The organism is Variovorax sp. J31P207 (assembly GCF_030316965.1).
Lineage (GTDB): Bacteria > Pseudomonadota > Gammaproteobacteria > Burkholderiales > Burkholderiaceae_C > Variovorax > Variovorax ginsengisoli_B.
Map to the genome: position 1 here is coordinate 960,111 of NZ_JASZYN010000002.1, position 24,342 is coordinate 984,452.

At 62.8% G+C, this 24,342-nt stretch carries 27 protein-coding genes and 1 pseudogene; 9 read left to right on the forward strand and 19 right to left on the reverse strand.

All coding sequences use genetic code 11. The features are described 5' to 3' along the window. Positions 1-96: 96 nt before the first annotated feature. Both QTI68_RS10215 and QTI68_RS10220 read left to right on the forward strand, forming a co-directional pair. Positions 97-276: pseudogene (locus QTI68_RS10215) on the forward strand (IS5/IS1182 family transposase); the annotation flags it as partial. Positions 277-317: 41 nt separating this feature from the next. Further along, positions 318-497 carry a hypothetical protein gene (locus tag QTI68_RS10220; protein WP_286521323.1) on the forward strand — a complete coding sequence of 60 codons (180 nt, stop codon included), beginning with the start codon at positions 318-320 and terminating at the stop codon, positions 495-497. Between the two features lie 915 nt (positions 498-1,412). Here QTI68_RS10220 and QTI68_RS10225 read toward each other — a convergent pair. The 9 genes from QTI68_RS10225 to QTI68_RS10265 form a co-directional block, all read right to left on the reverse strand. Further along, a complete protein-coding gene (locus tag QTI68_RS10225) occupies positions 1,413-2,402 on the reverse strand; it encodes a Bug family tripartite tricarboxylate transporter substrate binding protein (protein WP_286521324.1) in 990 nt (329 codons plus the stop codon). Between the two features lie 154 nt (positions 2,403-2,556). After that, positions 2,557-3,624, reverse strand: coding sequence for a 4-hydroxy-2-oxovalerate aldolase (gene dmpG / locus QTI68_RS10230; protein WP_286521325.1), 1,068 nt, complete (start codon positions 3,622-3,624; stop codon positions 2,557-2,559). Positions 3,625-3,634: 10 nt separating this feature from the next. Further along, positions 3,635-4,588: an acetaldehyde dehydrogenase (acetylating) gene (locus tag QTI68_RS10235; RefSeq protein WP_286521326.1), complete on the reverse strand. Its 954-nt coding sequence runs from the start codon at positions 4,586-4,588 to the stop codon at positions 3,635-3,637. Further along, on the reverse strand, positions 4,581-4,790 hold the full coding sequence (locus tag QTI68_RS10240; protein ID WP_286521327.1) for a 4-oxalocrotonate tautomerase: 210 nt from the start codon (positions 4,788-4,790) through the stop codon (positions 4,581-4,583). Before QTI68_RS10240 ends, QTI68_RS10235 begins: the two co-directional genes overlap by 8 nt. 7 nt (positions 4,791-4,797) lie before the next feature. Beyond that, positions 4,798-5,556 (reverse strand): 2-keto-4-pentenoate hydratase, encoded by a 759-nt coding sequence (locus tag QTI68_RS10245; RefSeq protein ID WP_286521575.1) that lies wholly within the window; start codon positions 5,554-5,556, stop codon positions 4,798-4,800. An 11-nt stretch (positions 5,557-5,567) separates the two neighbouring features. Next, positions 5,568-6,362 (reverse strand): 2-keto-4-pentenoate hydratase, encoded by a 795-nt coding sequence (gene mhpD, locus QTI68_RS10250; protein ID WP_286521328.1) that lies wholly within the window; start codon positions 6,360-6,362, stop codon positions 5,568-5,570. Continuing rightward, positions 6,359-7,834, reverse strand: a complete 1,476-nt coding sequence (locus QTI68_RS10255) for a 2-hydroxymuconic semialdehyde dehydrogenase (RefSeq protein WP_503011651.1) — start codon at positions 7,832-7,834, stop codon at positions 6,359-6,361. Before QTI68_RS10255 ends, mhpD begins: the two co-directional genes overlap by 4 nt. Continuing rightward, the gene (locus tag QTI68_RS10260) at positions 7,825-8,523 is read right to left on the reverse strand and encodes a class II aldolase/adducin family protein (RefSeq protein WP_286521330.1); all 699 of its coding nucleotides are present in this window, start codon (positions 8,521-8,523) and stop codon (positions 7,825-7,827) included. Before QTI68_RS10260 ends, QTI68_RS10255 begins: the two co-directional genes overlap by 10 nt. Before the next feature lie 11 nt (positions 8,524-8,534). Beyond that, positions 8,535-9,404 carry a VOC family protein gene (locus QTI68_RS10265; RefSeq protein WP_286521331.1) on the reverse strand — a complete coding sequence of 290 codons (870 nt, stop codon included), beginning with the start codon at positions 9,402-9,404 and terminating at the stop codon, positions 8,535-8,537. Positions 9,405-9,483: 79 nt separating this feature from the next. On the opposite strand from QTI68_RS10265, the gene QTI68_RS10270 reads away from it, so the two are divergent. Both QTI68_RS10270 and QTI68_RS10275 read left to right on the forward strand, forming a co-directional pair. Continuing rightward, the gene (locus QTI68_RS10270) at positions 9,484-10,452 is read left to right on the forward strand and encodes a LysR family transcriptional regulator (RefSeq protein WP_286521333.1); all 969 of its coding nucleotides are present in this window, start codon (positions 9,484-9,486) and stop codon (positions 10,450-10,452) included. A 338-nt stretch (positions 10,453-10,790) separates the two neighbouring features. Then, positions 10,791-11,858, forward strand: coding sequence for an ABC transporter substrate-binding protein (locus QTI68_RS10275; RefSeq protein WP_286521335.1), 1,068 nt, complete (start codon positions 10,791-10,793; stop codon positions 11,856-11,858). 479 nt (positions 11,859-12,337) lie between these two features. Here QTI68_RS10275 and QTI68_RS10280 read toward each other — a convergent pair whose 3' ends face one another. From QTI68_RS10280 to QTI68_RS10315, 8 genes are all read right to left on the reverse strand, one after another. After that, positions 12,338-13,522 carry a porin gene (locus QTI68_RS10280; RefSeq protein WP_503011643.1) on the reverse strand — a complete coding sequence of 395 codons (1,185 nt, stop codon included), beginning with the start codon at positions 13,520-13,522 and terminating at the stop codon, positions 12,338-12,340. 126 nt (positions 13,523-13,648) lie between these two features. Further along, entirely contained in the window at positions 13,649-13,798 is a 150-nt protein-coding gene (locus QTI68_RS10285) for a hypothetical protein (RefSeq protein ID WP_286521337.1), read from the reverse strand. Between the two features lies 1 nt (position 13,799). Next, entirely contained in the window at positions 13,800-13,925 is a 126-nt protein-coding gene (locus QTI68_RS10290) for a hypothetical protein (RefSeq protein WP_286521338.1), read from the reverse strand. 25 nt (positions 13,926-13,950) lie between these two features. After that, positions 13,951-14,661, reverse strand: a complete 711-nt coding sequence (locus tag QTI68_RS10295; protein ID WP_286521339.1) for an ABC transporter ATP-binding protein — start codon at positions 14,659-14,661, stop codon at positions 13,951-13,953. Further along, positions 14,658-15,410: an ABC transporter ATP-binding protein gene (locus QTI68_RS10300; RefSeq protein WP_286521340.1), complete on the reverse strand. Its 753-nt coding sequence runs from the start codon at positions 15,408-15,410 to the stop codon at positions 14,658-14,660. Before QTI68_RS10300 ends, QTI68_RS10295 begins: the two co-directional genes overlap by 4 nt. A 1-nt stretch (position 15,411) precedes the next feature. After that, a complete protein-coding gene (locus tag QTI68_RS10305; RefSeq protein ID WP_353506411.1) occupies positions 15,412-16,416 on the reverse strand; it encodes a branched-chain amino acid ABC transporter permease in 1,005 nt (334 codons plus the stop codon). 19 nt (positions 16,417-16,435) lie between these two features. Further along, positions 16,436-17,356 carry a branched-chain amino acid ABC transporter permease gene (locus QTI68_RS10310; protein WP_286521341.1) on the reverse strand — a complete coding sequence of 307 codons (921 nt, stop codon included), beginning with the start codon at positions 17,354-17,356 and terminating at the stop codon, positions 16,436-16,438. After that, the gene (locus QTI68_RS10315) at positions 17,353-18,558 is read right to left on the reverse strand and encodes an ABC transporter substrate-binding protein (protein WP_286521342.1); all 1,206 of its coding nucleotides are present in this window, start codon (positions 18,556-18,558) and stop codon (positions 17,353-17,355) included. The genes QTI68_RS10310 and QTI68_RS10315 overlap by 4 nt, the downstream gene beginning before the upstream one ends. Positions 18,559-18,724: 166 nt before the next feature. Here QTI68_RS10315 and QTI68_RS10320 point away from each other — a divergent pair, with 166 nt between their 5' ends. After that, positions 18,725-19,735: a LysR family transcriptional regulator gene (locus QTI68_RS10320; RefSeq protein ID WP_286521343.1), complete on the forward strand. Its 1,011-nt coding sequence runs from the start codon at positions 18,725-18,727 to the stop codon at positions 19,733-19,735. A 31-nt stretch (positions 19,736-19,766) separates the two neighbouring features. Here the strand turns inward: QTI68_RS10320 and QTI68_RS10325 are convergent, their stop codons facing one another. Beyond that, positions 19,767-20,231 (reverse strand): SRPBCC family protein, encoded by a 465-nt coding sequence (locus QTI68_RS10325; protein ID WP_286521344.1) that lies wholly within the window; start codon positions 20,229-20,231, stop codon positions 19,767-19,769. Between the two features lie 473 nt (positions 20,232-20,704). On the opposite strand from QTI68_RS10325, the gene QTI68_RS10330 reads away from it, so the two are divergent. The 4 genes from QTI68_RS10330 (at position 20,705) to QTI68_RS10345 (ending at position 23,799) form a co-directional block, all read left to right on the forward strand. Next, positions 20,705-21,739 carry a CDP-6-deoxy-delta-3,4-glucoseen reductase gene (locus QTI68_RS10330; protein ID WP_286521345.1) on the forward strand — a complete coding sequence of 345 codons (1,035 nt, stop codon included), beginning with the start codon at positions 20,705-20,707 and terminating at the stop codon, positions 21,737-21,739. 17 nt (positions 21,740-21,756) lie between these two features. Beyond that, positions 21,757-22,290 carry a VOC family protein gene (locus QTI68_RS10335; RefSeq protein ID WP_286521347.1) on the forward strand — a complete coding sequence of 178 codons (534 nt, stop codon included), beginning with the start codon at positions 21,757-21,759 and terminating at the stop codon, positions 22,288-22,290. After that, a complete protein-coding gene (locus QTI68_RS10340; RefSeq protein ID WP_286521348.1) occupies positions 22,284-23,177 on the forward strand; it encodes a fumarylacetoacetate hydrolase family protein in 894 nt (297 codons plus the stop codon). The genes QTI68_RS10335 and QTI68_RS10340 overlap by 7 nt, the downstream gene beginning before the upstream one ends. Before the next feature lie 214 nt (positions 23,178-23,391). Next, on the forward strand, positions 23,392-23,799 hold the full coding sequence (locus QTI68_RS10345) for a GlcG/HbpS family heme-binding protein (protein ID WP_503011652.1): 408 nt from the start codon (positions 23,392-23,394) through the stop codon (positions 23,797-23,799). Between the two features lie 158 nt (positions 23,800-23,957). On the opposite strand, the gene QTI68_RS10350 is transcribed toward QTI68_RS10345, so the two are convergent. Then, a complete protein-coding gene (locus QTI68_RS10350; protein ID WP_286521350.1) occupies positions 23,958-24,338 on the reverse strand; it encodes a nuclear transport factor 2 family protein in 381 nt (126 codons plus the stop codon). Between the last annotated feature and the right edge of the window lie 4 nt (positions 24,339-24,342).

Below are 24,342 nucleotides of genomic sequence, written 5' to 3' on the forward strand. Positions count from 1 at the left end.
TGAAGTCGCCCCGAAAGCCTGCTTTCGCAAGGTTCGGCCAAGGGTCGTCCAACTTGGGGCGACATGTGTCTGAGCCTACGCAGCCTGCCAGCGCTGAGTTCGCGATGCGGCACTTTCGTCGCCGCGAACATCATCGCCGCCCCCGACTCGACGAAGAGCCAGCGCAAGGCGCGTGACCCGGAGATGCATCAGATCAAGAAGGGAAATGCCTGGCGCTTTGGGATGAAGAGTCATCTCGGCGTCCACACCGAGTCGGGCCTGGTGCACTCGGTGAAGGTGATACTGCAACGAGCCAGACCCATGCGATTGCGCATTTGATGGAATCAACCGAAGCGGGTGCTGATGTCATGGTGCGAGGCTTGCGTTATGACGATAAATGGCGGCGCGTCGGTGGCACCTCAGAAGCGCCCGTGTGGCAGATCGAAGAGCGAATTCACCTTCCCTTGTGGCAATACCTGACGGTGACCACCGCACCGGGCCTGCCGGCAAAGAAGTGAAACGGCGAGAGCCTTGTCTCCGGTCGAGATATCAGCGTACGCTCAAGGGCGTTCGATTGAGGAACCCCATTCGGAGACGAGGTTGACAACGAAGCGCGTCGTAGGTCAATAGCCCGGACACCCACGGTCCCCTCGCGCGCTCGGCGCATGCCTCGCCGGGCGCGAGTGGAGGCGCAACTAGGCAGTCGAGCGCTCCTCGCCAGCGTTTTGAAGCAATCGCGGCGCGCATTCATCGCGCGACAGATTGCTAAGTATCGGGTGAGCGCCTCACCGGCCCGATCAGCACCAATCCTCTGCTCGACCACCCCTCGTCGCTGTGCACTACCGCGACTGCACGAGGCAACGCGCTTGCTCGTGGTCCCACGCGCCTCCCCGGTCCAAGCACTTGTCTATCGACACCTCGCGAGCAAGCCAGATGCCGGCGGCCGCGACGGCGGTCACAACGAGCAACAAGGCGATTCCGAGGGGAAGCCGAGTGGTCATGGGGGTCTGCTCCTGGGCCGGAAGCGGCTGGGTCTCTATTGGACAAGACCATGGCCAACAACAACAGAGAACCCGACAGGTCGGTCCTTGGCAAATCTGTGCGGCAAGGTCATCGCCCTCCTCCTTTGACGCAGAACCTGAAGCGATCGGGGAGGACGCTTGGACGTTCCAGCGACGTGCGTGGCAGAGCGAAGTGCTTACTAACCGAAGGCGACAACCGAACGTGAGCCGAAATCCCTGAGCGCACTGTCCGGATAGACTCTCACACAAGGCGCGACGCATGAGATGTCATGACGTCCGAAGGGTCATCGGGACCGATACGCCCATCTCGGGAATTCTTTTTATGAATCAGGCACTTACGCTCATCGTCGTCAAAATAACGCCATTAATTTGATGGAATTCCGGTCTAACTTTGAACGAACTCAGCAAACGCTATTCCGGCTTGATGTTCAGCTTGTCTAGAACTCCTTGCCAAGTCCTTCGATCGTCATCGATGTACTTCGCGAGCTGCTCCGGGGTTCCGGGACGAGGATACGTGCCGAGCTCACGCGACTTGGCGGTCACATCCGGCAGCAGCAAAGCCTCACCGATGTCCCTGTTGAGCTTGGCGAGAATGGCGGCGTCGACCCCTTTCTTCGCAATCACAGCAAACCAGCCAAACGCGACGGCGCCCGGCACTGTGTCTTTCGCAAGCGGAAACTTCTCCAGACCAGGTTCTGCCCGGTCGCTCATCGAGGCCAGCACGCGCATCTTGCCGCCCTGGACATTTCCGGCCACAACGTTGTAGGTCTCGACCATCATCTTGGTTTGACCGCCAAGCGTCGCCTGCATGGCTTGGGCACCGCCTGGGTAGTGCACCTCCAGGAATTGGGCACCCGACTGGAGACCGAGCAGTGCGGAGGCGAGATGCGGTGCAGTACCACGGCCGTTGTCAGCGACTTCGATCCCTTGCGGCTTGGTCTTCGCGGCGGAAATCAAATCCCCAAGCGTCTTGTAGGGCGAGTCGCTTGGAACAGCCAGGATGAATGGCGCGACTGCCGCCAGCGTCACCGGCACGAAGTCGCGATTGAAATCGTAGCTGACTCCCTTGATCGTGCTCGGAGCCACTGAGATTGCAGAGCCTTGCACGAAACCGAAGGTAGTTCCATCCGTGGGGCCGGTGAGGAGGGTATTCATGCCGATCACACCGCTGCCGCCAGGCCTGTTGTCGATGACGACCGCTTGGCCCCACTTCTCGGTGAGCTTGACCCCCACAAAGCGGATCAACACATCGGGCGCCGATCCGGCAGGAAATGGCACCACGAAGCGCACCGGCTGGCTGGGCCACTTCGAGCCCCCGGACTGCGCCTGCGCCGCGGAGACCGCGGCAACCATCGAGATCGCCAGGGCCAGAAGCGATCGGCGAACGATCATTCGATTCATCAAAGTCTCCTTGTCATTCTCTGTAGTCACATGCAGCTCTGGATGCGCGCACATCTTGCGTGTCCAGCTACAAGACACCTACTTATTCGCCGGCCACGGACACGCTTTCCACTGCGCTTGGAGGCATGTCGGTGCGTCCGCGCAAAACGCGGCGTCAGCCAGCCTCACTCATCACCGGTGGCTGATGCATGCGCTCATGCTCGACGCTCTTCAGCAAATCGAGCGCCACGTCAACGATCATGTCCTCCTGCCCGCCAACCATGCGGCGCCGTCCTAGCTCGACAAGGATGTCGACGGTCTTCAGGCCATACTTTTTGGCAGCCACTTCCGAATGCCGCAAGAAGCTCGAATACACGCCTGCATAGCCCAGCGCCAGCGTCTCTCGGTCTACACGCACGGGCCGATCCTGCAGCGGTCGGACAATGTCGTCGGCCGCGTCCATCAGCTTGTACAGGTCCGTTCCGTGGTTCCAACCCAGGCGAGCAGCTGCGGCAACGAACACTTCCAGGGGAGCATTACCTGCGCCAGCGCCCATGCCTGCAAGACTGGCATCCACGCGGTCGCAGCCCTCTTCGACCGCGACGATGCTGTTTGCTACGCCGAGGCTCAGGTTGTGATGCGCGTGCATTCCCGTCTGCGTCTCGGGCTTCAGCACGTCCTTGAAAGCGCGAAACCGGTCGCGCACATCGCTCATGCTCAACGCGCCGCCCGAATCCACCACATAGCAACAGGTAGCGCCGTAGCCTTCCATCAGCTCGGCCTGCTGCGCCAACGCTTGCGGCGAGGTCATGTGGCTCATCATGAGAAAGCCCACGGCTTCCATCCCGAGGTGCCGCGCATATTCGATGTGCTGTCTAGAAATGTCGGCCTCGGTACAGTGCGTGGCGACACGAACGATGCGCGCGCCAGCGTCATAGGCAGCCTTGAGGTCGTGCACCGTCCCAATCCCCGGCAGTAGCAGCGTCGCGATCCTGGCGTGCTTGATCACGCTGGCCACCGCCTCGATCCACTCCACGTCGCTGTGGGCGCCGAATCCGTAGTTGAAGCTGCCTCCCTGCAGGCCATCGCCGTGCGCAACCTCGATGGAATCGACCTTGGCTTCGTCGAGCGCCTTGGCGATCTGCTTGGCCTGCTCGATGCTGTACTGGTGGCGAATGGCATGGCTGCCGTCGCGCAGCGTCACGTCGGAGATATAGATCTTCTTACTCACGTCCTGACTCATTGCATTTTCCTCAGGCAGAGACGGCGTCGAGCATCCGCTCGGCCATCGATTCGGCGGTACGCAGGGCCGCGCTGGTCATGATGTCCAGGTTGCCCGCGTAGGCGGGCAGGTAGTGCGCAGCGCCTTCCACCTCCAGGAAGATGGAAGTCTTGAGCCCGTGCATGCGCGCACCCACGCCTGGGATTCGGATCGGCCGGTCAGTCTCGATCCGGTCGAACTGGACCTTCTGTTTGAGGCGATAGCCCGGAACGTAGGCCTGCACATCGGCAGCCATACGCTCCACCGATTCGGCGATCTTTTCCTCGTCCGCGAATTCGCTGAGCGTGTAGACCGTGTCGCGCATCATCAATGGCGGCTCCGCCGGATTCAAAACGATGATGGCCTTGCCTTTGGCGGCGCCACCCACCACTTCGATCGCCTTCGATGTGGTCTCCGTGAACTCGTCGATGTTGGCGCGTGTCCCAGGACCGGCGCTCTTGCTCGAAATGCTGGCGACGATCTCGCCATAGTAAACCTCTGCCACGCGGGAAACGGCTGCGACCATCGGAATGGTGGCCTGACCACCGCAGGTGACCATGTTGACGTTGAGCGCGTCGAGATGCGCCAGGCCGTTGACCACGGGAATGCAGTAGGGCCCGAGCGCCGCAGGCGTGAGGTCGACCAGGCGAATCTCTGGCTTGAGTTCGCGCAGGAAGGCATCGTTCTTGACATGCGCGCCGGCGGACGTTGCGTCGAACACGATGTCGATGTCCGCGAACACGGGCAGACGTGCGAGGCCCTCCACACCTTCGTGGGTGGTGGAGACACCCATTCGCGACGCGCGCGCCAAGCCATCCGACGCGGCGTCGATGCCGACCATCGCGCCCATTTCGATGCGGTGGCCGTGGCGCAGGATCTTGATCATCAAGTCCGTTCCGATGTTGCCGCTGCCGATGATGGCCGCCTTCAATTTTCGATCAGCCACAGTGCGCCTCCTCGGCCGGGGTGCCGCCCTTGGGAACACCACCCACACCCCAATGCGCGGCTGGCACTTCCTGGATAATCACGCGCACTGAGTCGCGCGGTGCAGCGATGGCTTCGACTGCAGCATCGGTGAGACCTTGGATCAAGGCAGTCTTGGCTTCGGCGCCACGGCCTTCTATAAGGGTGACCTGGATCAACGGCATGTTCGCCTCATTCGGTAGTGTTGAATTCAACGCGGCCGAGTCCTTGCATCTCGAGCGCAACGTGCTGGTGGGGCCCCAAAGCTTCGGCAGCGGTGGCGCCGCCGGCCATTACCAGCCACCCTGCCTCCAAGGGCTCCCCCGCGCCAGCACTCAGCCGCGCGGCGGCGACCAGGGAACGCAAGGGATTGCCCAGGATTCCCGCCGTGCTTCCGACTTGGCGCGGCACACCGTCGATCGACAAAATGAGCCCCAGGTTGCTGAAGTCCTGCCGCGGATCGCACCACGGTCCAATCACGTAGCCCGACGACGACGCGTTGTCGGCAATGACGTCCTCCAGCGAGAAGCGGAAGTTCTCAAAGCGAGAATCTATGATTTCAAGCGCCGGAGCGATTGCGACCACGGCGTCGAGCGCCTGCGCGAGGCTGGCGCCCGCGGGCAGCGGTTTGCCGAGGAGGAAGGCCAGTTCGGGCTCGACACGCGGATGGACAAACCTGCTCAGTGCCACCTGCCCACCATCCTGTTCGGCCATCGCATCGGTGAGCCGGCCCCAGATCATGTCGTGCACACCCATCTGGACCATCTTTGCGCGGCTGGTGAAGCCCATCTTGACGCCTGTGCGCCGTTCGCCACGCTCGACGCGCTGGGCGATCGAGCCACGCTGGATCTCATAGGCATCGTCGACACCAACTGCTTCATTCTGGGCGAACTGCGCGATGGGCTTCGCGTGAAGCGCCGCTGCGTCGACGCGCTGCGCCAGGGTTGCCATGCGTTGCTGGTTCACTTGTTTTGCTCCTCGAACACTGCGCGTACCGAACCGAGGCCCTGGATCCGGGCTTCGAAAACATCTCCAGGGTTGACCGGCACCATCGGCCCCAGCGCACCGGTGAGTACGACGTCGCCGGCCTTCAGTCCGCGACCCAATCCGGCCATCTTGTTGGCTAGCCACAAGGCCGCATTGAGCGGATGGCCCAGACACGCAGCCCCTGCACCCAGGCTCACCTGCTCCCCTTTTCGCTCCATGACCATACCCGCGAGACGCAGGTCCAGGCCATCCAGTCGAACCGGTGTATTTCCGAGCACGAAGGACCCGCTCGAGGCGTTGTCCGCCACGGTGTCAACGAAACGGATGTTCCAGTCAGCGATGCGGCTGCCCACGATCTCGATGGCGGGCAGCGCGAAGGCAACGCTTCGCAGCAGTTGCGCCATCGAGATGCCGGGGTCGAGCAAGTCGTGCTCCATGACCAGCGCCACCTCTGCCTCGACCTTGGGCTGCATCAGCGCGGACCAGGGGACGGCTTCGCCGTCCGCGACCGCCATGTCGGCGAACAGCATCCCGTAGTCGGGCTGATCGACGCCGAGTTGCCTTTGTACCGCCTTCGCCGTGAGGCCAATCTTCCGGCCGATCAACCGGCTGCCCTCTCGCAACTTGCGCTGCGTATTGATCTCCTGGACGGCATAGGCTTCCTCGGTTCCGAACCCGGGGAATGTCTCCCTCAATGGAGCGATCGCCTTGCCGCTCGCTGCCGCGCTCCACAGCGACTCCGCTGCCGCTTCGATGTCTTTTACACTCATTGCGCCGCCCCATTGAACTTGATGCAAACGTTGGATAGCTCGGTATAGAACTCGAGCGAGTGAACGCCTCCCTCGCGGCCGATGCCGGATGCACCGGAGCCACCGAAGGCGGTACGCAGGTCCCGAAGGAACCAGGTGTTGACCCACACGACGCCGACCTTCAAGGCGGCAGAGAACCGGTGCGCCCTGTCGACATCCTGCGTGTAAACCGAAGCGGCAAGGCCGTAGCGGGTGTCATTCGCCATCTGCAGCACTTCCGGTTCATGGTCGAACGGGATTACGCAGCAACACGGGCCAAAGATCTCTTCGCTGGCCACACGCGACCCATGCGGCAGACCTGTCCACACCGTCGGTTCGATCCATGCGCCACCCTTGAGCGCGGCCGGAACCTTCGGCACGCCCCCGCCGTAGACCACCGTCGCGCCCTCATCCCTCGCCAAGGCGTAGTAGCCCAGCACCTTGGCCTGATGTTCGGCCGAAACAAGGGGGCCGAAGTTGGCTTCGGCGTCGTCAGGCCTGCCCGGCTTCAAGCGCGCGGCCGCAGCGGCCAATCGCTCCACGACGGCATCGAAAACCGGTCGCTGCACGTACACCCGCTCCGTGCCAAGACACACCTGGCCCGAGTTCTCGAAGACCGAGCGGGTCAGCCCCGCGATGGTGACGTCCAGGTCGGCATCCGCGAACACCACTGCAGCGTTCTTGCCACCGAGTTCCATCGACACGGGCTTGATGCCTTCAGAAGCGGCTCGCATGATCGCGGCACCCGTGCGCGTCTCACCGGTGAAGGTGATCGCATCGATGTCCGGATGCGTCGTGAGGTATTCGCCAGCAGAGTCCGGCCCAAACCCGTGGACCACGTTGTAGACACCCTTGGGAATGCCCACGGTGTTCATGACTTCACCCAGCAGCGCCGCCGTGGCGGGTGTTTCCTCCGACGGCTTGACCACGACGGTATTGCCGCAAGCAAGTGCGGGGCCGACCTTCCATGTCATCAGAAGCAGCGGCAGATTCCACGGGCACACCACTGCGACCACGCCTTTGGGCCGCCGCGAAGCATAGTTCAGCGCGGGCTTGCCGTCCGGCGCATGGCTGGCAAAGGCTTCCGTCGGCACATTGCGAACCACATCCGCGAACACACGGAAATTCGCTGCGCCGCGCGGAATGTCGAGATGCGATGCCAGCGAGCGGGGCTTGCCTGTGTCCGCCACCTCCGCTGCAATGAAGTCCTCCGCCCGCCGATCGATCTCTGCAGCGAGCGCGTACAGCAGGTCGGCGCGTTGGGCCAGCTTGAGGGAGCCCCAGGGGCCTTCGAGCGCCTCGCGCGCCGCGCGTACCGCGTCGTCCACGTCCTCGCGAGCGGCCTCGCTGACCTTGTCGATGAGTGTGCCGTCAACCGGGTTGATGTCGTCGAAAGCTCGCCCACCGCGGCCCTCGCGATATTCGCCATTGATGAAGTTGAGAATCACGCTGATTCCTCCTGGATATTGATTTCTGGGTCCCCTGCGGCAAGGTACTGCCACATGCGCTCGAAGATGCCGCCGGCATCCGTGGCTCGCTGCCGGCGCTCATTCGCATCAAGCACGACGGATTCGTCCTGCAGGCCGGCAGCCAATACGGCAAGCTCGATGCGTGCTGCGTCCTCGAGATACCACGTCAGCACCACGGCCTTGGCCAGCTTGTCGCTCGTGACCAGGACGCCATTGCCCCGCATCACGATGGCGTTGGCGCTTCCCATTGCATCGATCACCGCGGCGGCGCGGTCGTCATCCCGCACGAGTTGGGGGTCGTCCCACAAGGCCGCGCCACTACCGAAGTAGGCGCCCATCCCGTGACGAGGCCGGGGTGTACGCCGCGCCGTACCAAGCGTCATCAGTGAAGGCGGCATCGTTCGGGTCACGGCGTTGACGTGGGCTTGCCGCTGGTATATCTGCTGGTGCAATCGGACCTCGCCCAAAACACCGGCCGGCAACGCGCCAAAGATCGGCACCACGGTGCCGGGATCGCCCGGGGCGATCAGACCCATCGGCTGCGACGCGCAGACCAGGAAGTGGCCATCGTCGAGCCGAAGGCTGCAGTGGCCGTACGCGTGCGCCAAGCCATGGCGCGCCAGCGCGCGGGCAGCGATGCGCAAAGCGCGCTGATCGGATGGAGCGGCGTTCAAGGTGACGCCCCTCATGCGGGGTCACGAAACTCTGCGATGTCGGGCACGGCCCCCCACATGCAGAACGATTCGTTTCCGCGAGGAAACTGCCGCGGCTGGTAAGTCAACTCGTCTTCCGCGGTGATCAAGCGCACGCCGGTGGAGTACTCGAAGATCATCCCGTCAGGCCCGTAGAAGTAGAGGAAGCGCGCACCGGAAGTCGGGTGGCGACCCGGACCGAAGGCGATCTTGATCCCCTTCTCCTGGAGCACGTACCACGCGCGCATGATGTCGTCCACGCTCTCGACTTGGTGGTTGACGTGCTGCACGCCCGAGCGGGTCGTCGGGAACATGGCCACCTTGTGATGTACCTCGTCGATCCGCAGCAGTGGCGCATCGCCGATGCGGTCGCTCACCCGTGCTCCGAGCATCTGAGTCCAGAACCGCTCGTCGCGCTGGGCGTCGGTCGTACACAGCCCGACATGGCTGAAGCCCGTGATGCCGGCATCCCGCGACGGAAAATAGCGGCGCCCGCTGTGGTGGGGGCCTAGCACGAGATCGATCTTATTGCCGGTGGGGTCCTTGAAGTGGATGAAGCTGCGTACGTGACGTTGCTCGCATTGGTCCACGGAACCGTGACGAACCTCGATACCCGCGTTGCTGAGTTCAGCAGCGGCCATATCCAGTTCGTCGGCAGTGCGCAACTCGAAGCCCACCGTGTGGTCCGCCGGGTCACCATCGAAGTACACCAGGGTGTGGTCGCGATTGTCGCTGCGGAAGTACGAGCCGCCCGCCTCCTGCCGTGCGCGCTCGAGCCCAAGCACTTCGCGCGCAAACCGGTCCGCCTGGTCGCGCTTCTGCGTACCGAGTCGCACATATCGAATGTCGAGCAAATTGATCACCGGAGGTCTCCTTGTTCTGGCAGCCCCAACTTTAAGAAGGCCCATGACATTCCGGAAATGAAAAATTAGAATTCGTGATATGTCATCCATACATGTCAAGCAAGGCCACCCCTCCCGGCTCCTTTCGCGGCAGGTCGATCTCAATCTGCTCGAACTCTTCGAGACGGTCTATCGCACGCGCAATCTGACGGCGGCCGGTGCACAACTCGGCCTGACCCAGCCCGCGGTCAGCCGAGGGCTCGGGCGGTTGCGGGAGATGTATGGCGACGCGTTGTTCGTACGGCAACAACGTGGCGTGGTACCGACCCCGTTTGCTGATGCGCTGGTATCTCCCGTAAGCTCGGCGCTCGAGATCCTGCGGGCAACCGTCAACCGACCCACCTTCAGTCAAGGCGACGAGGCCCGCACCTTCAGGGTCGCGATGAGCGATATCGGCGAGCGGCTATTTCTGCCTCGTTTGATGTTGCATCTCGCTGACGTGGCACCCCAGGTCGTCATCGAAGTGGTTTCGCCGAGCCACGGCGAGCTGTTCGACGGACTGGCGTCCGGCCAAATCGATCTCGCTGTGGGCTATCTCAGCGACCTGGGCAAACAGATGCACCAGCGCCGCTTGTTTCGCGAAAGATTCGTATACGTCGCCCGCAAGGATCACCCCAACGTCAAGGGCACCCTGCGCCGCGACCAGCTTCGCGAACTGGCGCATGTGGTGGCCGGCCCTGAAGGAATGCAGCACGCCGCCGCTGTGGAGAAGGTGCTCTCTGGGGTCCGTATCAAGGCAAGAGTGGCGTTGAGAGTGCACAGCTTTCTCTGTGTGGGCCCCATAGTCGCGAGCACAAACTTGATTGGCGCAGTGCCCAGCAATCTCGGGGCGATGGTCGCTTCCCATATGCAGTTGCAGCTCGTAGAGCCGCCAGTGCAGTTCCCGGCTTTCGATGTTTCGATGACGTGGCATCAAAGATTCCATCGCGACCCCGGCAGCGAGTGGCTGCGCAGCGTATTCGTCACTCTTTTCGACTCCCTGAGGGTGCCCTTCGAGACCGGTGAGTAGACGCCTTCGAGGTCGAGGGCGCAACAGACCGACGAGGCAGTCCCTCCGTGTTTGACGGATCAAGGATCAACCACCGTGTCGCGGGGGCTCGGATCGAGTGCCGCATGCCCCGATGATCCCATTCCGAGGCCCGCCAGAGCGACGTTAGTACCCACGGCCCCCGCGCTGGCTGACAGTGCAAGATTGCCGTCGTATGAGATGTTCGCGGGCGTTGCGCAGATCTACCGGGCGGCTGGTGGCCATCAATGGAACTGATAGGCAGGAATCATTCCAACGCCATAGCCCATCGGATGCATCGATCCAACAATGGCTGGGAAAACGAACGACCGGAGACAAGAATGAGCCATCCCGCCCCCACCGCCCTCTCGACAGCCTCACCCCAAGGATCCCTGCGCCGCCGCCTCCTGTTGACCAGCGCTGCGGCGTTTGTACCGAGCTTCTCCGCATTTGCTCAAACTCCTGCAGCCGCAGTGCAGTCCCGCGCCACTCTGCGAGTGCTTGTTTTTCCGGGTGGCTTCAACTGGCCGCTGTGGGTGGCTCAAGACCTTGGGTTCTTTGCCGCCGCGGGTATCACCGTACACATCTCCGATACCCCCAGTTCGGTCGCGCAGATGTCTTCGCTCATTGACGGCGCGACCGACATTGCAATGACTGCTGCGGACAACGTGATTGCTTATCGCGAAGGCCAGGGCGAAGGAAGGCCCGGCCATGCTGCCGATGTCGTCGCGACGATGGGAAGCGACGGCGGGTTCCTCCGGCTGGTTTCCGCGCCGGGCATCACTTCGATCGCACAGCTTCGCGGCTGTCGTCTCGGGGTCGACGCACTGACCACCGGCTATGCCTTCGTGCTGCGGGAGATCATTGCGCGACATGGGCTGGGTGACGACGATATCGAATGGGTGAAGGCGGGCGGCGTTCTGCAGCGCTTCGAGGCAATTCAGCGGGGCCACATTGATGCGACCTTGCTGATTACTCCCTTCGACCGCCTTGCAGGCGCCAAGGGCTTCAATCTGCTGGCGAAGGCCTGGGATGTCGTGGGGCGCTACCAAGGCGTTGTTGCATCCGCGCGCCGACCTTGGGCGCAGCAGCATGGAGCCGAGTTGGTCGGCTTCATCAAGGCCTCCGTGCTGGCCATGCGATGGATGCGCAGTCCCAAAAACCGGGCGAAAGCGGAATCCATTCTTGCCCTTCGCATGCCACAGATGGATGAGCGTGACGTCGGCGCGTTGGCCGCCGCTCTGCTCGAAGCCCCGGATGGGTTCCAAACCGATGCAGGCATCGATCTGGAAGGCGTGAAGACGGTCATCGCTCTTCGCCAGCGCCATGGTTCGGCACCGGCGGCCCTCGGGGACACCAACCGGTATGTCGATGCGAGCTACTACCAGGCCGCCATCAGTCAGGTGTAAACATTGCTCTCGGCCAGAAGGTACCGACGGCTGAGTGAACCGCCAGTCGGTGTCGCGGCCTCACTCGACCATGCAATTGCAACTGAGCGACCAGTTCCCGGAGTCGTCTTGAATCCAGTTGTGCACATGCGAGACACAATACCGTTCGCGGCCGGCATGGAGGTGACCTGCTCGACACGCTGGCCCCGTTAGCGGCTATGCCAGAACAAGCCTTTCGCGATTTCTGGCAATTGGGCCGGCTGCCGGACGTGCGTGGACGACATTGGGAGCGCCACGCGTTTCTTGCATCCCGATTATTCGGCCTCAGAGTACTGGGTGCCGATCCGCGTGACCTGGCTTGGCATTCGCCAAGCCACGCGCGGACAGTCTCGAACGCGTCGCCAAAGAACTCGAGATCGGTCCCAACGATTGATCGCCACTCATCGAGAGCGCCGTGACTTCGAAAGGGGCTCGCGGCAACTCCGTCGCGACCCCTGAACTCAGAACGAATGTCGCATGCCCACCATAACCCCGTTCTGAGACCCGCCGGGGCCAGGACTGATACCCACGGCGGACCCCGCGCTGACTGACAGGGCAAGATTGCCGTCGTTGGAGATGTGCCCGGCCGTTGCGTAGACCGCGGTGCGCTTGGACAGGTAGTAGGTTCCACGCACTGCGGCGAGGTTTGCTGCGTTCTTGCTGTTCTCGTACGCGAGCCGGAAGACCTCCGCATCCAGTGTAAATGCGGGCAACACAGGATAGGTTGCACCGATGTACCACAAGTTGCTGCGGGGCGTGGTGAGGCTGCCCTCGTTGTCACGCCGAATGACCCCCGCGGACACTTGCCCTTCTCCAAGCTTCACATAGCCGTTCGCCACGACGCGACGATCCGTGAGTTGGCTGCTCACCAAGCCGGCAAAAGCACCGGGACCACCCCTGAGCTCGTCGACAGCCATTGCTACCCCCCACCTGGAGCCGTCGTATTTCATCAGGATCGACCACTCGCGACAAGCCTTGCTGTCTGTAGCGCTCTCGCCCGGGCAGTTCGTTCCGGCCGGGCTGGGACCTGCATTGATGACGTCCCGGCCAAGACTATAGGATGCACCGACTGTCAAGCCACCGAAGGTGCCCCGATAGACGATGGAGTTGTCGGCTCGTGCGTTTGGAATGTAGTTGTCAAGCGATCCACTGCCGTAAATGTTCGGCCCCAGGACGTCGGTATCCAATAGCGACCAGAACAGCATGGTGTACTGTCTGCCCAGCGTGAAGGTCCCCCATCCCCCGGAAAAGCCGACAAAAGATTGTCGCCCGAAGAATCGCCCGCCTTGATTCAATGTTCCCGTGTCGAGACCGAAACCGGACTCAAGCAGGAAGATGCCACGCAAACCAGCTCCGAGGTCTTCGACACCACGGACGCCCCACCGCGTCGGAAGGCTCCCAGTGAGTGACGGCATGCGCGTCACATGGCCAGTGGAACCCGTCACGTATTCCACACCTGAATCGACCAGTCCGTACATGGTGAGTGTCGACGCTGCCGCTTCCCGCGCACGCGATTGCTCTTCCGACTCCACTCGACGCAGGTCTTGCGCCGGCGCGGTTGAGGGTCCGCTGACGCTGGGCGACTGCCCCCAGGCGGCGGCCGCCACGACATACATCGCACTTGCCGCTATCGATCTTGTCCGCATTTGATTTTGTCTCCTCGTTTTCTGTTAAAAAGATCAAGCAAAACTCTTCTCGCACCGACGCCGGGTGACCTCGGTGCGAGGAAAGGAAGGTGGATGTCCGCCGCGCCTGGCCGCCGGCGCACCAGGTCACTTGGCGTGGGAACGAGCCACGTAGGCGTCTGCATCCACGAGCGGATCCGGACCACCGCCTTGGCGGATGAACTCCACGCAGTTCTCCGCGCGGGTGAGCAGCGCGCAGGCAGCCGCTCCGGCTTGGAGGAACAGGTTGCGGCGCATGTCAGGCTGCCGCCGCGGCGATGCGCCGCGTCATCCTCACCACCGCCAATCCACTGATGACGAGCATGTCGCCAGGCTTGCACAACGTATCGTTGCCGATGAAATTGAGGGTCTGGTTTCTTCTCATGGAACCTCGATCAAGAGAGGTGCGTTCAGACGCCCAGGTAGCGGTGCCACAACGCATGGTCGGCGTTGAGTTGCCCCGAGGTCCCGGTCCAAGCGACCGTGCCGCCTTCCACGATGTAGTGGCGGTCGGCGATCGGAATCAGCCGTTCGACGTACTTGTCGATCACGAGAATGGCTTGCCCTTCGTCTCGCAACGACTTCAGGCAGTGCCATATCTCGTCGCGTATCAGCGGGGCCAGACCCTCAGTGGCCTCGTCGATGATCAGGAGCTGCGCATTCGTCATCAGCGCGCGCGATATCGCGAGCATCTGTTGCTCGCCTCCCGAGAGCTGATTGCCCATGTTGGCGCGCCGCTCCTGCAGGCGAGGGAAAAGACGGTAGATGCGCGGCAGTGTCCATGGCGACGTCGCACCGTTGCGATTGGCGGCGAAGGCGACCAGGTTCTCTTCCACAGTGAGGTTGGGAAAGATCTGTCGTCCTTCGGGAACCAGGCCGATTCCCATGCGGGCAATTCGGTCGGGCGCGGCGCGCTCGATGGCCTGGCCGCGAAATCGAACGCTTCCGCATCTGCAAGGGACCAGACCCATGATCGACTTGACTGTCGTGGTCTTGCCCATGCCGTTGCGGCCGAGCAAAGTCACCACTTCGCCTGCGTCGATCGCCAGTTCCATGCCGAACAGTATCTGGCTCGGCCCGTAGCATGTCTCGATGCCATCGACCTCGAGGAGCCTGGTCATGCGGCCACCTCATCACCCAGGTAGGCTCGTTTCACCTCGGGATCCGCCTTGATCTCGTCGGGCGTGCCGGTGGCGATGACCTTGCCATACACCAGCACCGAAATGCGGTCGGCGAGAGCAAACACCGCCTCCATGTCATGCTCCACGAGAACGATCGTCATCTGACCCTTCAGTCCCTGGATCAGACGGGTCATCGCGCGCGATTCGTCGCCGCTGACGCCAGCCATCGGCTCGTCCAAGAGCAATAGCCGGGCGCCGGTGGCCAGCGCGAGCCCGATTTCGACATGGCGCTGCTGTCCGTGCGCAAGCGCCGCTGCCGGGCGGTATTCCAGACCGGCGAGCCCGATCGCGCGCACGATGCGGCGGGCTTCCTCCTCGATCGCAGCCTCACTCGCCACCGGTTTCCAGAAGCGGTAGCTCGAGCCACTGCGGCGCTGCACTGCCAGCGCAATGTTGTCCAATACGGTGAAGTTGCCCCTGAAGATGCTGGTGATCTGGTACGAACGCGCCAACCCCAGTCCTACGCGCTCATGCAAAGGAAGCGCCACGATGTCGGTGCCGTCGAACAGAATCCGGCCATCGTCGGACCGCAGCGCGCCCGCCAATTGCGCCATCAGCGTGGTCTTTCCTGCTCCGTTCGGGCCGATCAGCGCATGAATCTCGCCGCGGAACACCTTCAGGTTGGCGTGGTCGGTGGCAATGATCCCGCCGAAGCGCTTGACGAGCTGGTGCACCTCGAGCAGTGCCATCTCAGCCTCCCCTGCGCTTGAACGCGCCAACGATGCCGCGCGGCGCGAACAGCACGATTCCGATCAGCGCCGTGCCCATCACGAACTGCCAGCGTTGCGTGTAGCCGGACAGGACCTCCTCGAGGACCAGGAAAACCAGCGCCCCGATTGGCCCGCCCCACAGACGGCCAACACCGCCGACGATGAGCATCATCAAAAGCGATCCGGACTGGAACCAAGACATCATGTTCGGGCTGACGAACAGGTTCTGGTTCGCAAGGAGCGCGCCACCCAAGCCCGCCAGCGCGCCCGCGATCGCGAAGCACACCAGTTTGTAGCGCGTGGTAGCGTAGCCAATGGCCTGCATGCGCGCCTCGTTCTCGCGGATGCCTTCGATCACACGGCCGAAGCGAGAGTGAACGAGTCGGTGCATGCCGAACAGGGTCGCGGCGCACAGCGCCAGAACCACGTAGTAGAAGTGGCGGTCATCGTCTAGATCGATGCCAAGTCCGAACTGTGAGCGGCTCGTCAGGTTCAGCCCGTCGTCGCCACCGTACATCTTCAGTGACACGAAGATGTAGTAAAGCATCTGCGCAAAGGCCAGCGTGATCATGATGAAGTAGATGCCGCGGGTACGCAGCGAGAACGCTCCAACGACAAGCGCGAGCAGGCCGCCTGTGAACGCGGCGGCGGGCCAAGCGATCCAGGCACTCTCGGTGCCCGGGAGCAGGCCGATCTGCTTGGTCGCCTCGAGCGACAGAATACCGACCGTGTAGGCGCCGCTTCCGAGGAACGCCGCGTGGCCGAAACTGACCATCCCGCCGTAGCCCAGGATGAGGTTCAGACTGGAGACAACGATGGCGAAGATGAAGATGCGCGTGGCCAGACCGGTGTAGAAGGGCTGGTCGATCGCCTGCATCAACAACGGAAACAGCAGGGTCAGCAGTGCGCTAGCGGTCGTGATCACGGCGGGCCAGCGGGCCACAGCGGGTACGGTCCGGGCAGCGGAAACGGGCGTGGTGCTCATGATGTGGTTCCGTCCGCCCTCACCCGCGCCCTGGAAACAGTCCCGCAGGTCGCCACACCAGCACCAGCGCCATCAGTACGTAGATGCTGACCGAAGCCGCCGCCGCCGCCATGCTGTCGGCCAGCTCGGGACGCAACAGCGCACGCAGCGCACCGGGCAGGATGGCGCGTCCCAGCGTGTCCACCATGCCGACGAGGATGGCTCCGACAAGCGCGCCGCGCACCGAACCGATGCCGCCGATCACCACTACGACGAACGTCAGAATGATGATGCTCTCCCCCATGCCGACCGAGATCGACAGCAGCGGGCCAAGCACGGCACCTGCCAGCGCACAAAGCGCGGCGCCGAGGCCGAAGACCAGTGTGAAGAGCAAGCGGATGTCGACGCCCAGGGCCGTCGCCATCTCCCGGTTGGACGCACCGGCGCGAATCAGCATTCCCACGCGGGTGCAGTTGACCAACCAGAACAGACCGGCCGCGACAGCCGCGCCAAGTACGATGATGGCTAAGCGGTACGCCGGATAGCTCAGCCCGGGAAGCACCGGCAATGACCCAGCCAGCGCCGCGGGCACTTCCATTGAAAGCTGGTGCGGCCCCCAGAGCATGCGCACGCCCTCATTCAGGCACAGGATGAGGCCGAATGTGGCCAGCACCTGCGCCAGGTGGTCGCGCCGGTACAGCCGCCGCACGATCAGCACTTCGAGCAGCATCGCCACAGCTGCGGTGCCCAGCAGTGCCAGCGGCAGCGCTAGCCAGAAGCTGCCAGTCACCGCGAAGCAGGTGACCATCATGTAGGCGCCCAGCATGTACAGGGAGCCGTGCGCCAAGTTGATGAGGTCCATGATGCCGAAGACCAGCGTCAGACCTGCCGCCAGGAGGAACAGCATCAGGCCGAACTGCAGGCCGTTGAGCGCCTGTTCCAGGAGGAAGAGCGTGTTCATCGCGCTTTGGCTGCCTCAGCCATCCGACAGGCGCCAGCGTACGCATCCGCATGGTTTGGCAGCAGCGGCGCGATGGTCTTGTTGGTGATGTTGCCCTGCGGGTCCTTGACGACCTGGCGCAGGTAGTACGTCATCACTGGGTTCTGGTTCGAGCCGAACTTGAAGTCACCGCGCACCGACTTGAACGGTGCCGTGGCAAAGGCCCTGCGCAGCGCGTCCTTGTCGCCGAGCTTGCCGCCGGCGGCGTGTACTGCAGCGTGGATCAGCATCGCCGCGTCATAGCCCTGCGCGGCATACAGCGACGGAGGCCGCTTGTACTCGGCCTGGTAGTCGGCCACGAACTTGCGGTTCTGCGGATTGTCCAGGTCGCGGTTCCACCACCAGGCGTTCAGGCTGCCGACCAGTGCATCGCCGACTCCGCGGATGGTGTCGTCGTCGAAGCCGAAGCCGGGGCCGATGAGCTGCGTCTCCTTGGTCAATCCGGCCTGGTGGAACTGCTTGAGGAAGTTCACCGCCATGCCGCCGAAGAGATAGACGTAAACCGCGTCGGGCTTGGCGCTACGGATCTGGCCGATCTCGACGCTGAAATCCAACTGACCCAGCTTGACAAAGGTTTCCCCGGCGATGCCCCCCTTGTAGAAGCGCCTGAAGCCTGCCACGTTGGCCTGGCCAGCAGGAAAGTTGGGGGCGACGAGATAGACGTTCTTCAGCGCCTTGTCACTCGCGTATTTGCCCATCGCCTCGGCCGGCGTCTCGCCCTGCCACGCGACGTTGAAGTAGAACGGGTTGCACTGCTCGCCGGCAAACGGCGCAGGGCCGTTGTTGGCGTTGACGAAGAATACCTTCTCGCGGAAGGCGATCGGCCCAATGGCGTTCATCACGTTGGTGAACAGCGTGCCGGTGACTATCTGCACGCGGTCCTTCTTCACCAGCTTGTCGAACACCTGCTTGCCCGTGTCGGGGTTCTGTTGGTCGTCGGCGACGATGAGTTCGGTCTCCAGGCCGCCCAGCCGGCCGCCGGCCTGCTTGATGCCGAGGTTGAACCCGTCCTGCATGTCCACGGCAAGGCCGCTGATCGGGCCGGTCAGCGTACTGAGGAAGCCGATGCGCAGCTTTTCCTGCGCCTGCGCGACAGGGAGCGCGACGACCGCCGGCAAGGCTATGGCAAGGGCGCGCAAAGCGCCGCGCAGCGTGTGTGTCACCGGTTGTCTCCTAGTGTTGTGTGCCATGGAATTCTTACGAGTCGCGTGCTCGGCGACCAATTGCGAATCGGAATTCGCGGGATTCGCAACCGTGATAGCGCGCCAATGGGATCCACCTGGACCCTGGGCCAATACCGATTCCCTCTCGTCGAGGAGAACCATAGAGTTGCGCAAGCACAGCAACATCCTCGTCCCCTCGCTCATGACTACCCCCCGAGTCGATCTCAACCTTCTTCTGGTATTCGAAGCCGTTCTCGAGACAAAGAGCACGACGCTTGCGGGTGCGCACCTCGGCCTCACGCAATCAGCCGTCAGCAACGCCCTGAACAGGCTTCGCTCGGCATTGGGCGACCCGCTGTTCGTGCGCACCTCCGAGGGCATGATGCCGACACCGCGGGCCGCCGAGATCAGCCTGCCGATAAAGGACTCGATCGAACGAATCCGCGCAGCGCTGGGATATGCCGCGGAATTCGATGCCGCGCATTCGGACCGGACATTCCGGATTTACATGACCGACGTCGGCCAGATGGTTCTGCTGCCGCCTGTGCTCGAACACATCGTGGCAGAAGCGCCGCAGGTGAAAATCGAGACGGTCCAGGCCACCACGCTTCGGCAACGCGAGGCGGATATGAGCAGCGGCGAAGTCGATCTTGCCGTCGGATACTTCGAGGACTTCGAAGGGCCGTTTCACGGTCAGTCGCTCTTTCGGGAGCACTACGTCTGCGTGGTCCGGGCCGATCACCCGCTGGCCGGCGACGAACTGACGCTGCAGCAGTTCGCGACACTGCGGCACGCGGTCTACAACCCCTCGGGCGGAGGACATTCGTACCAGGAGCAGGCCATTGATACGGCGATCAGGGCACAGGGAGTGCGGCGCCATGTGGCGCTGAGTGCCACGCACTTCCTTGGATTCACCCGCATGCTGCGCTCAACCGACCTCATCACCACGCTGCCCAGCCGCCTCGCCGCGGCGTGTGCTGCAATGACGCCGGTGCGCATATTCATGCCACCGCTGGAGATTCCGACCTTCGAGGTTGCGCAGTTCTGGCACAAGCGTTTCCATCAGGACCCGGGCAATCGCTGGTTGCGCCGTCTGTTCGCCCGTCATCACGCCGTGCTGGGGCCGAATGACCAGCCGCCAGCCGAGCTCGATCTGAGCCCGGAGGAGGTTCCCTGATACGCAGTATCCAGAGCAGGCCGCAGAGCGATCAGCGCTGGGCCGACGCAATCCTGCGCATGGCGGCGACCGCCGAAGCCACCGTCTTGAAGTAGTCCAGTTCCATGCTGGAACGGAATTCGTACGCCTCCAGGCTGTCCGACGCGACGTCTGCCAGTTGCAGAGCAAAGCTGGCGCGGACCACCAGGTCGTCGTCCGGCCCCGTGATCTCTTCCACGATGAGGCCCTCAACTCGTCCCGACAAGCGCAGGAACGTGATGCGCTCAGGTGCGCGGAAGGTCACCCGTTCTCGAGCCCGCTGGCCCCTGAACTCGATATCACGAACGAGGCCTGCGCCTGACTGCTCGAGCACCTCGCAATACGAGACTCCAGGCACATACTGCAACGTATTCCTGGCCTTCATCACAAGACCCTGCCACACCTCGCCTCGACCCAAGCGCGGGTCGTGCCGGGCTCGGCCCTCGTTGACCTTGATCTGTCGGGAAACGTAGATCATCGGTCGCGGAAATGGCTACAGGTCGGCTTCATCAGGCCGAATGCCGGTGCGCTTCGACCATTCCTAGTGCCTTGCCCACGGCATGGGGGACTTCGGTGAAGACATCTGCGGTGTCCGTATCGCTCCAACGACTGGCCGCCCATCCCCCGATGCGTCTCCACCACTCGGCGCTGCCGCCATGCTGCGTGAAGCTCGTCGCCGAGCTCACTGATCAAAGTGGATGCAAGTGCCATGCCGTCACACGCGAAGGTTGAACGTTCAGAGTGTGTGGCGGACGATGCCGGTTGTCGAAGGCATTCGGTAAATTGCCTCCATTTTCTCCGCGAATGGGGAGCCCAAGAGCTACCCACATTCACGCCTTGAATTGGCCAAATTTACGTAAGGCGTTGGCCCCAACTCGGAACCCTCGCTAACCTTGCTGCAAGCGGCGCGGAGACAAGGCATGCCGCATGGATCTGAGGAATCCTTCGTTCATGAAACACACTATCACATTGCAGCCCAGCGGTCGATCGTTCGCCTGCGACAGTCACGCTGAGGTCCTGCGCGCAGGACTTGCTGCGGGTCTTTTCATGCCCTACAGCTGTCGCTCCGGCGTCTGCAACACTTGCCGAGGACGTGTGCTGGACGGACGTGTCGACTGGGGCGGTGTACACCCCAAGTATCTGTCTGAAGAGGACAAGGCGAGAGGCTTCGCTCTGCTTTGCCAGGCACGGCCTCTGTCTGACCTGACCGTCGAGGTCGACGAGATCGATGCCGGCGACGCGATCCGCTCGAAGTTCATGCCGGCGCGCGTGCTGAAGATGGAGCGTGCCGCCCCAGACGTGATGATTGCGACCCTGGGCCTGCCGATGAATGAGCCGACGCTGTTCCGAGCCGGGCAGTACGTGGAAATCATCAGCGGCGGCGGCTTGCGCCGAAGCTACTCCATCGCGTCGGCGCCCAGCAACGATGGCGTGCGCCAGATCGAGCTACACATCCGCCATTTGCCCGGAGGCGCTTTCACCGATCGCCTTTTCGGTGCGATCCAACCGCGTGACGTGCTCAAGATCGAGTTCCCGCTCGGTTCGTTCTTCCTGCGCGAGAAATGCGACAAGCCGATCATCATGCTGGCCTCCGGCACCGGCTTTGCGCCGATCAAGTCGATCGTGCTTGACAGCCTTCGCCGCGGCTTGACACGCCCTATCACGCTGTACTGGGGCGGCCGCCGCCGCGAAGACCTGTACATGATGGATCTGTGCGAGCAGTGGGCGCGCGAGTACCGTCACATCCAGTTCGTGCCGGTGCTGAGCGAACCGACGCCGGGATGCGCATGGCGCGGCAGGATAGGCTTCGTTCACCGCGCGGTGATCGAGGATCACCCAGACCTTTCGGGCTACCAGGTGTATTCCTGCGGCGCCCCAGTCGTCATCGACTCAGCACGCCACGACTACACCGCGCACTGCGGACTGCCGGCCGCCGAGTTCTTCGCAGATTCCTTTCTCACGGCCAAGGAAAAGGCCGCCGCCTGACCCAGGAGACTTCAACCATGCTGCCAGCCAACACCCAGGTGCCCGTGCGCACCGAACGGTCCATCGTCAAACCCTTCTGCATGAGCCACGGCACGCTGGAGTGCTACGACCTCGTTGCCTCGCGCCGCTTCTACGAAGAGTTCCTCGGCCTCGAGTGCGTGCGCCATGGCAAACCAGCGATGGCGGTGCGCATGGGTATGCGTTTCCACATCATCTGCGTGGAGGTTGGCGACGAACTCAAGCCGGTGAATCTCCTGAACCATTGGGGGGTGGATGTGGCCACACGCGCCGAGGTCGACGAAGCCTACGCCAACGCGCTAAAGTATCAGCAAACCTATGGCATCCGCAAGGTGATGAAGCCGATGGACTCGCACGGCGTCTACTCGTTCTATGTGGTCGACCTCGACCACAACTGGTGGGAGATCCAGTGGTACGAGAACGGCTTCCAGCACGATGATCTGTTCGACTTCGGCGACCGCTTCGCGATGTCTGACGCCCGCTCCTTCGAGGCCGAATCTGAAGTTCAGTTGCGCGCGGAGGTGGCATGGTGATCCAGCTCGTCAGCTTCGACAGCGCCGAGGGCCGCAAGACCGGCATGCTGCACGATGGCAAGGTCTATGCGTCAGGCCGATTCACCAACATGCTGGACGTGCTGGACCATTGGGACAGCGCCAACGCGAAGCTCGCCGATCTCGGCGGCGAGCTGCCGCAGCGGATCCCGGAGCCGGCCACCACGCTCGCAGCGCCGCTGGTACCACGCAACATCTACTTCGCCGGCGCCAACTACAAGGACCACGTGGCAGAGATGAAGAAGCGACTCGGGCTCCCACTGGAGGCCAATCCCAAGGACCTGGGCCAGAAGCCCTGGTTCTGCATGAAGGCGACAGGTGCCACCGTTGTCGGCCCGGGGGCCACGGTCGCACGACCACAGGGCTCGCCGATGCTCGACTGGGAGCTCGAGCTCGCCGTGGTCATCGGGCAGCGTTGCAGCGACGTGCCGCTGGGTCGGGCCTACGAGGTGATTGCCGGCTACACCGTCGCCAACGATCTCTCGGCACGCGAGAACGTCGGCCGCGATGGGGTGGCCAACGACTCGCCGTTCAAATGGGACTGGATCGGTCAGAAGACTTTCGACGGCAGCTGCCCTCTCGGGCCGGCGATCACCCCGCACCGATTTGTCGGCGACCCGATGAACCTGGACATGAAGTTGTGGGTCAACGGTGAACTGATGCAAGATTCAAACACGAGCCAGATGATCTTCGATATCGCCGACCAGGTGTCCCACCTCTCTTCGCGCGTCACGCTATTGCCCGGTGACGTGATCCTTACCGGGACGCCCGCCGGCGTGGGGATGGCGCGCGACCGCTTTCTCCGGCCCGGCGACACCGTGAGGCACTGGATCGAGAACATTGGCGAGTTCGAGATCTCGATCCGGTGATCGGGCTCGGCAGCGCTGCAGCGCCCATGCCGCAGCGCGTAGCGCAGAGGCGCGTCCAATGAGTGCCCCCCCCGACTTTCATCAGCGCATAGTGTGGCTGGCTGCGCGCGCTGGTCCTCACTGGTCTAGGGAGGGCCGCTTCATGAGCGCACGTGGGACGTATTTTTACCAACGAACCGACGATAAGCACCAAAGGAAGCACACGCCCATGACGATCAGCACCCGCCCCTACCTGACTGAGGCACAGGCACAGGACATTCTCGACGCGGCCGCCGTCGAGGCACGTAGGATGAAATGGCCCGTGACCGTGGCTGTCGTGGATGACGGCGGCCACCTGCTAGCGCTGAAACGGCTCGATGGTGCCAGCCCTGCGTCAGCGCACATAGCAGTTGGCAAGGCGCGTACCGCTGCACTTGGCAGGCACGACAGCAAGTTCTACGAGGACATGCTGGCCAACCGCCCCGCCTTCATCAGCGCACCTGGTCTCGAATGCCTGCTGGAGGGTGGAGTAGCCATCTTGCTGGCCGGTAGTTGCGTAGGTGGAGTGGGCGTCAGCGGGGTGAAGTCGCACGAAGACGCTCGAGTGGCGCTCTCCGGACTCGAGGCGTTGCATGTCGGTTGAGCTGCATCGGCAAGGTCCGGGAGATCGAGCATGCGCGTAGGCGCCAATCGAGACAACGGCAAGCGAATCTCGTGTAGTAGTTACGCCCGAGAACATGGGCAGACGGTTGAGTGAATCGATTTCCGATCTCATGCAACTCCGAGACTGAATTTGACCATTCAAGCGACAGCTTGAGGGAGCCTCTCTGGAGCGACGATGGTATCGATCGGCTCGTAGACCGGGCCGATGTCAATGTAGATCCTAAGGGAGCGAACGAGTTCACCTTCGCGCATGAGCATGGTCACACAGGGGATGGTGACCAGGCGGCCATCGGCGCGAACGTAGTCGACAGTCGCTTCCAATGCGCTGCAAGCACCGCTCTCGACGACATTGACGAAGTGGTGCGTCAGGCCGCGGATGGACTTCCAGAAAGCACCAACGCCGTCTTCAACGGCCGCCTTGCCCTTCATTGAAGGACAGTTGCCGAATGTGACTTCGACGTCGTCGGTCAGGCCGTCGAGGAGGCCGTCCATCGCCATCCCATCGATCGCGCGATACATGGCG

Bases quoted from the DNA above. Each gene is read 5' to 3' on its own strand.
- QTI68_RS10220 (WP_286521323.1), top strand. From the start codon at position 318: ATGGAATCAACCGAAGCGGGTGCTGATGTCATGGTGCGAGGCTTGCGT.
- QTI68_RS10225 (WP_286521324.1), bottom strand. From the start codon at position 2,402: ATGAATCGAATGATCGTTCGCCGATCGCTTCTGGCCCTGGCGATCTCG.
- dmpG (WP_286521325.1), bottom strand. From the start codon at position 3,624: ATGAGTCAGGACGTGAGTAAGAAGATCTATATCTCCGACGTGACGCTG.
- QTI68_RS10240 (WP_286521327.1), bottom strand. From the start codon at position 4,790: ATGCCGTTGATCCAGGTCACCCTTATAGAAGGCCGTGGCGCCGAAGCC.
- QTI68_RS10245 (WP_286521575.1), bottom strand. From the start codon at position 5,556: ATGGCAACCCTGGCGCAGCGCGTCGACGCAGCGGCGCTTCACGCGAAG.
- mhpD (WP_286521328.1), bottom strand. From the start codon at position 6,362: ATGAGTGTAAAAGACATCGAAGCGGCAGCGGAGTCGCTGTGGAGCGCG.
- QTI68_RS10270 (WP_286521333.1), top strand. From the start codon at position 9,484: ATGTCATCCATACATGTCAAGCAAGGCCACCCCTCCCGGCTCCTTTCG.
- QTI68_RS10275 (WP_286521335.1), top strand. From the start codon at position 10,791: ATGAGCCATCCCGCCCCCACCGCCCTCTCGACAGCCTCACCCCAAGGA.
- QTI68_RS10280 (WP_503011643.1), bottom strand. From the start codon at position 13,522: ATGCGGACAAGATCGATAGCGGCAAGTGCGATGTATGTCGTGGCGGCC.
- QTI68_RS10285 (WP_286521337.1), bottom strand. From the start codon at position 13,798: ATGCGCCGCAACCTGTTCCTCCAAGCCGGAGCGGCTGCCTGCGCGCTG.
- QTI68_RS10290 (WP_286521338.1), bottom strand. From the start codon at position 13,925: ATGAGAAGAAACCAGACCCTCAATTTCATCGGCAACGATACGTTGTGC.
- QTI68_RS10295 (WP_286521339.1), bottom strand. From the start codon at position 14,661: ATGACCAGGCTCCTCGAGGTCGATGGCATCGAGACATGCTACGGGCCG.
- QTI68_RS10300 (WP_286521340.1), bottom strand. From the start codon at position 15,410: ATGGCACTGCTCGAGGTGCACCAGCTCGTCAAGCGCTTCGGCGGGATC.
- QTI68_RS10305 (WP_353506411.1), bottom strand. From the start codon at position 16,416: ATGAGCACCACGCCCGTTTCCGCTGCCCGGACCGTACCCGCTGTGGCC.
- QTI68_RS10310 (WP_286521341.1), bottom strand. From the start codon at position 17,356: ATGAACACGCTCTTCCTCCTGGAACAGGCGCTCAACGGCCTGCAGTTC.
- QTI68_RS10325 (WP_286521344.1), bottom strand. From the start codon at position 20,231: ATGATCTACGTTTCCCGACAGATCAAGGTCAACGAGGGCCGAGCCCGG.
- QTI68_RS10330 (WP_286521345.1), top strand. From the start codon at position 20,705: ATGAAACACACTATCACATTGCAGCCCAGCGGTCGATCGTTCGCCTGC.
- QTI68_RS10335 (WP_286521347.1), top strand. From the start codon at position 21,757: ATGCTGCCAGCCAACACCCAGGTGCCCGTGCGCACCGAACGGTCCATC.
- QTI68_RS10340 (WP_286521348.1), top strand. From the start codon at position 22,284: ATGGTGATCCAGCTCGTCAGCTTCGACAGCGCCGAGGGCCGCAAGACC.
- QTI68_RS10350 (WP_286521350.1), bottom strand. From the start codon at position 24,338: ATGTATCGCGCGATCGATGGGATGGCGATGGACGGCCTCCTCGACGGC.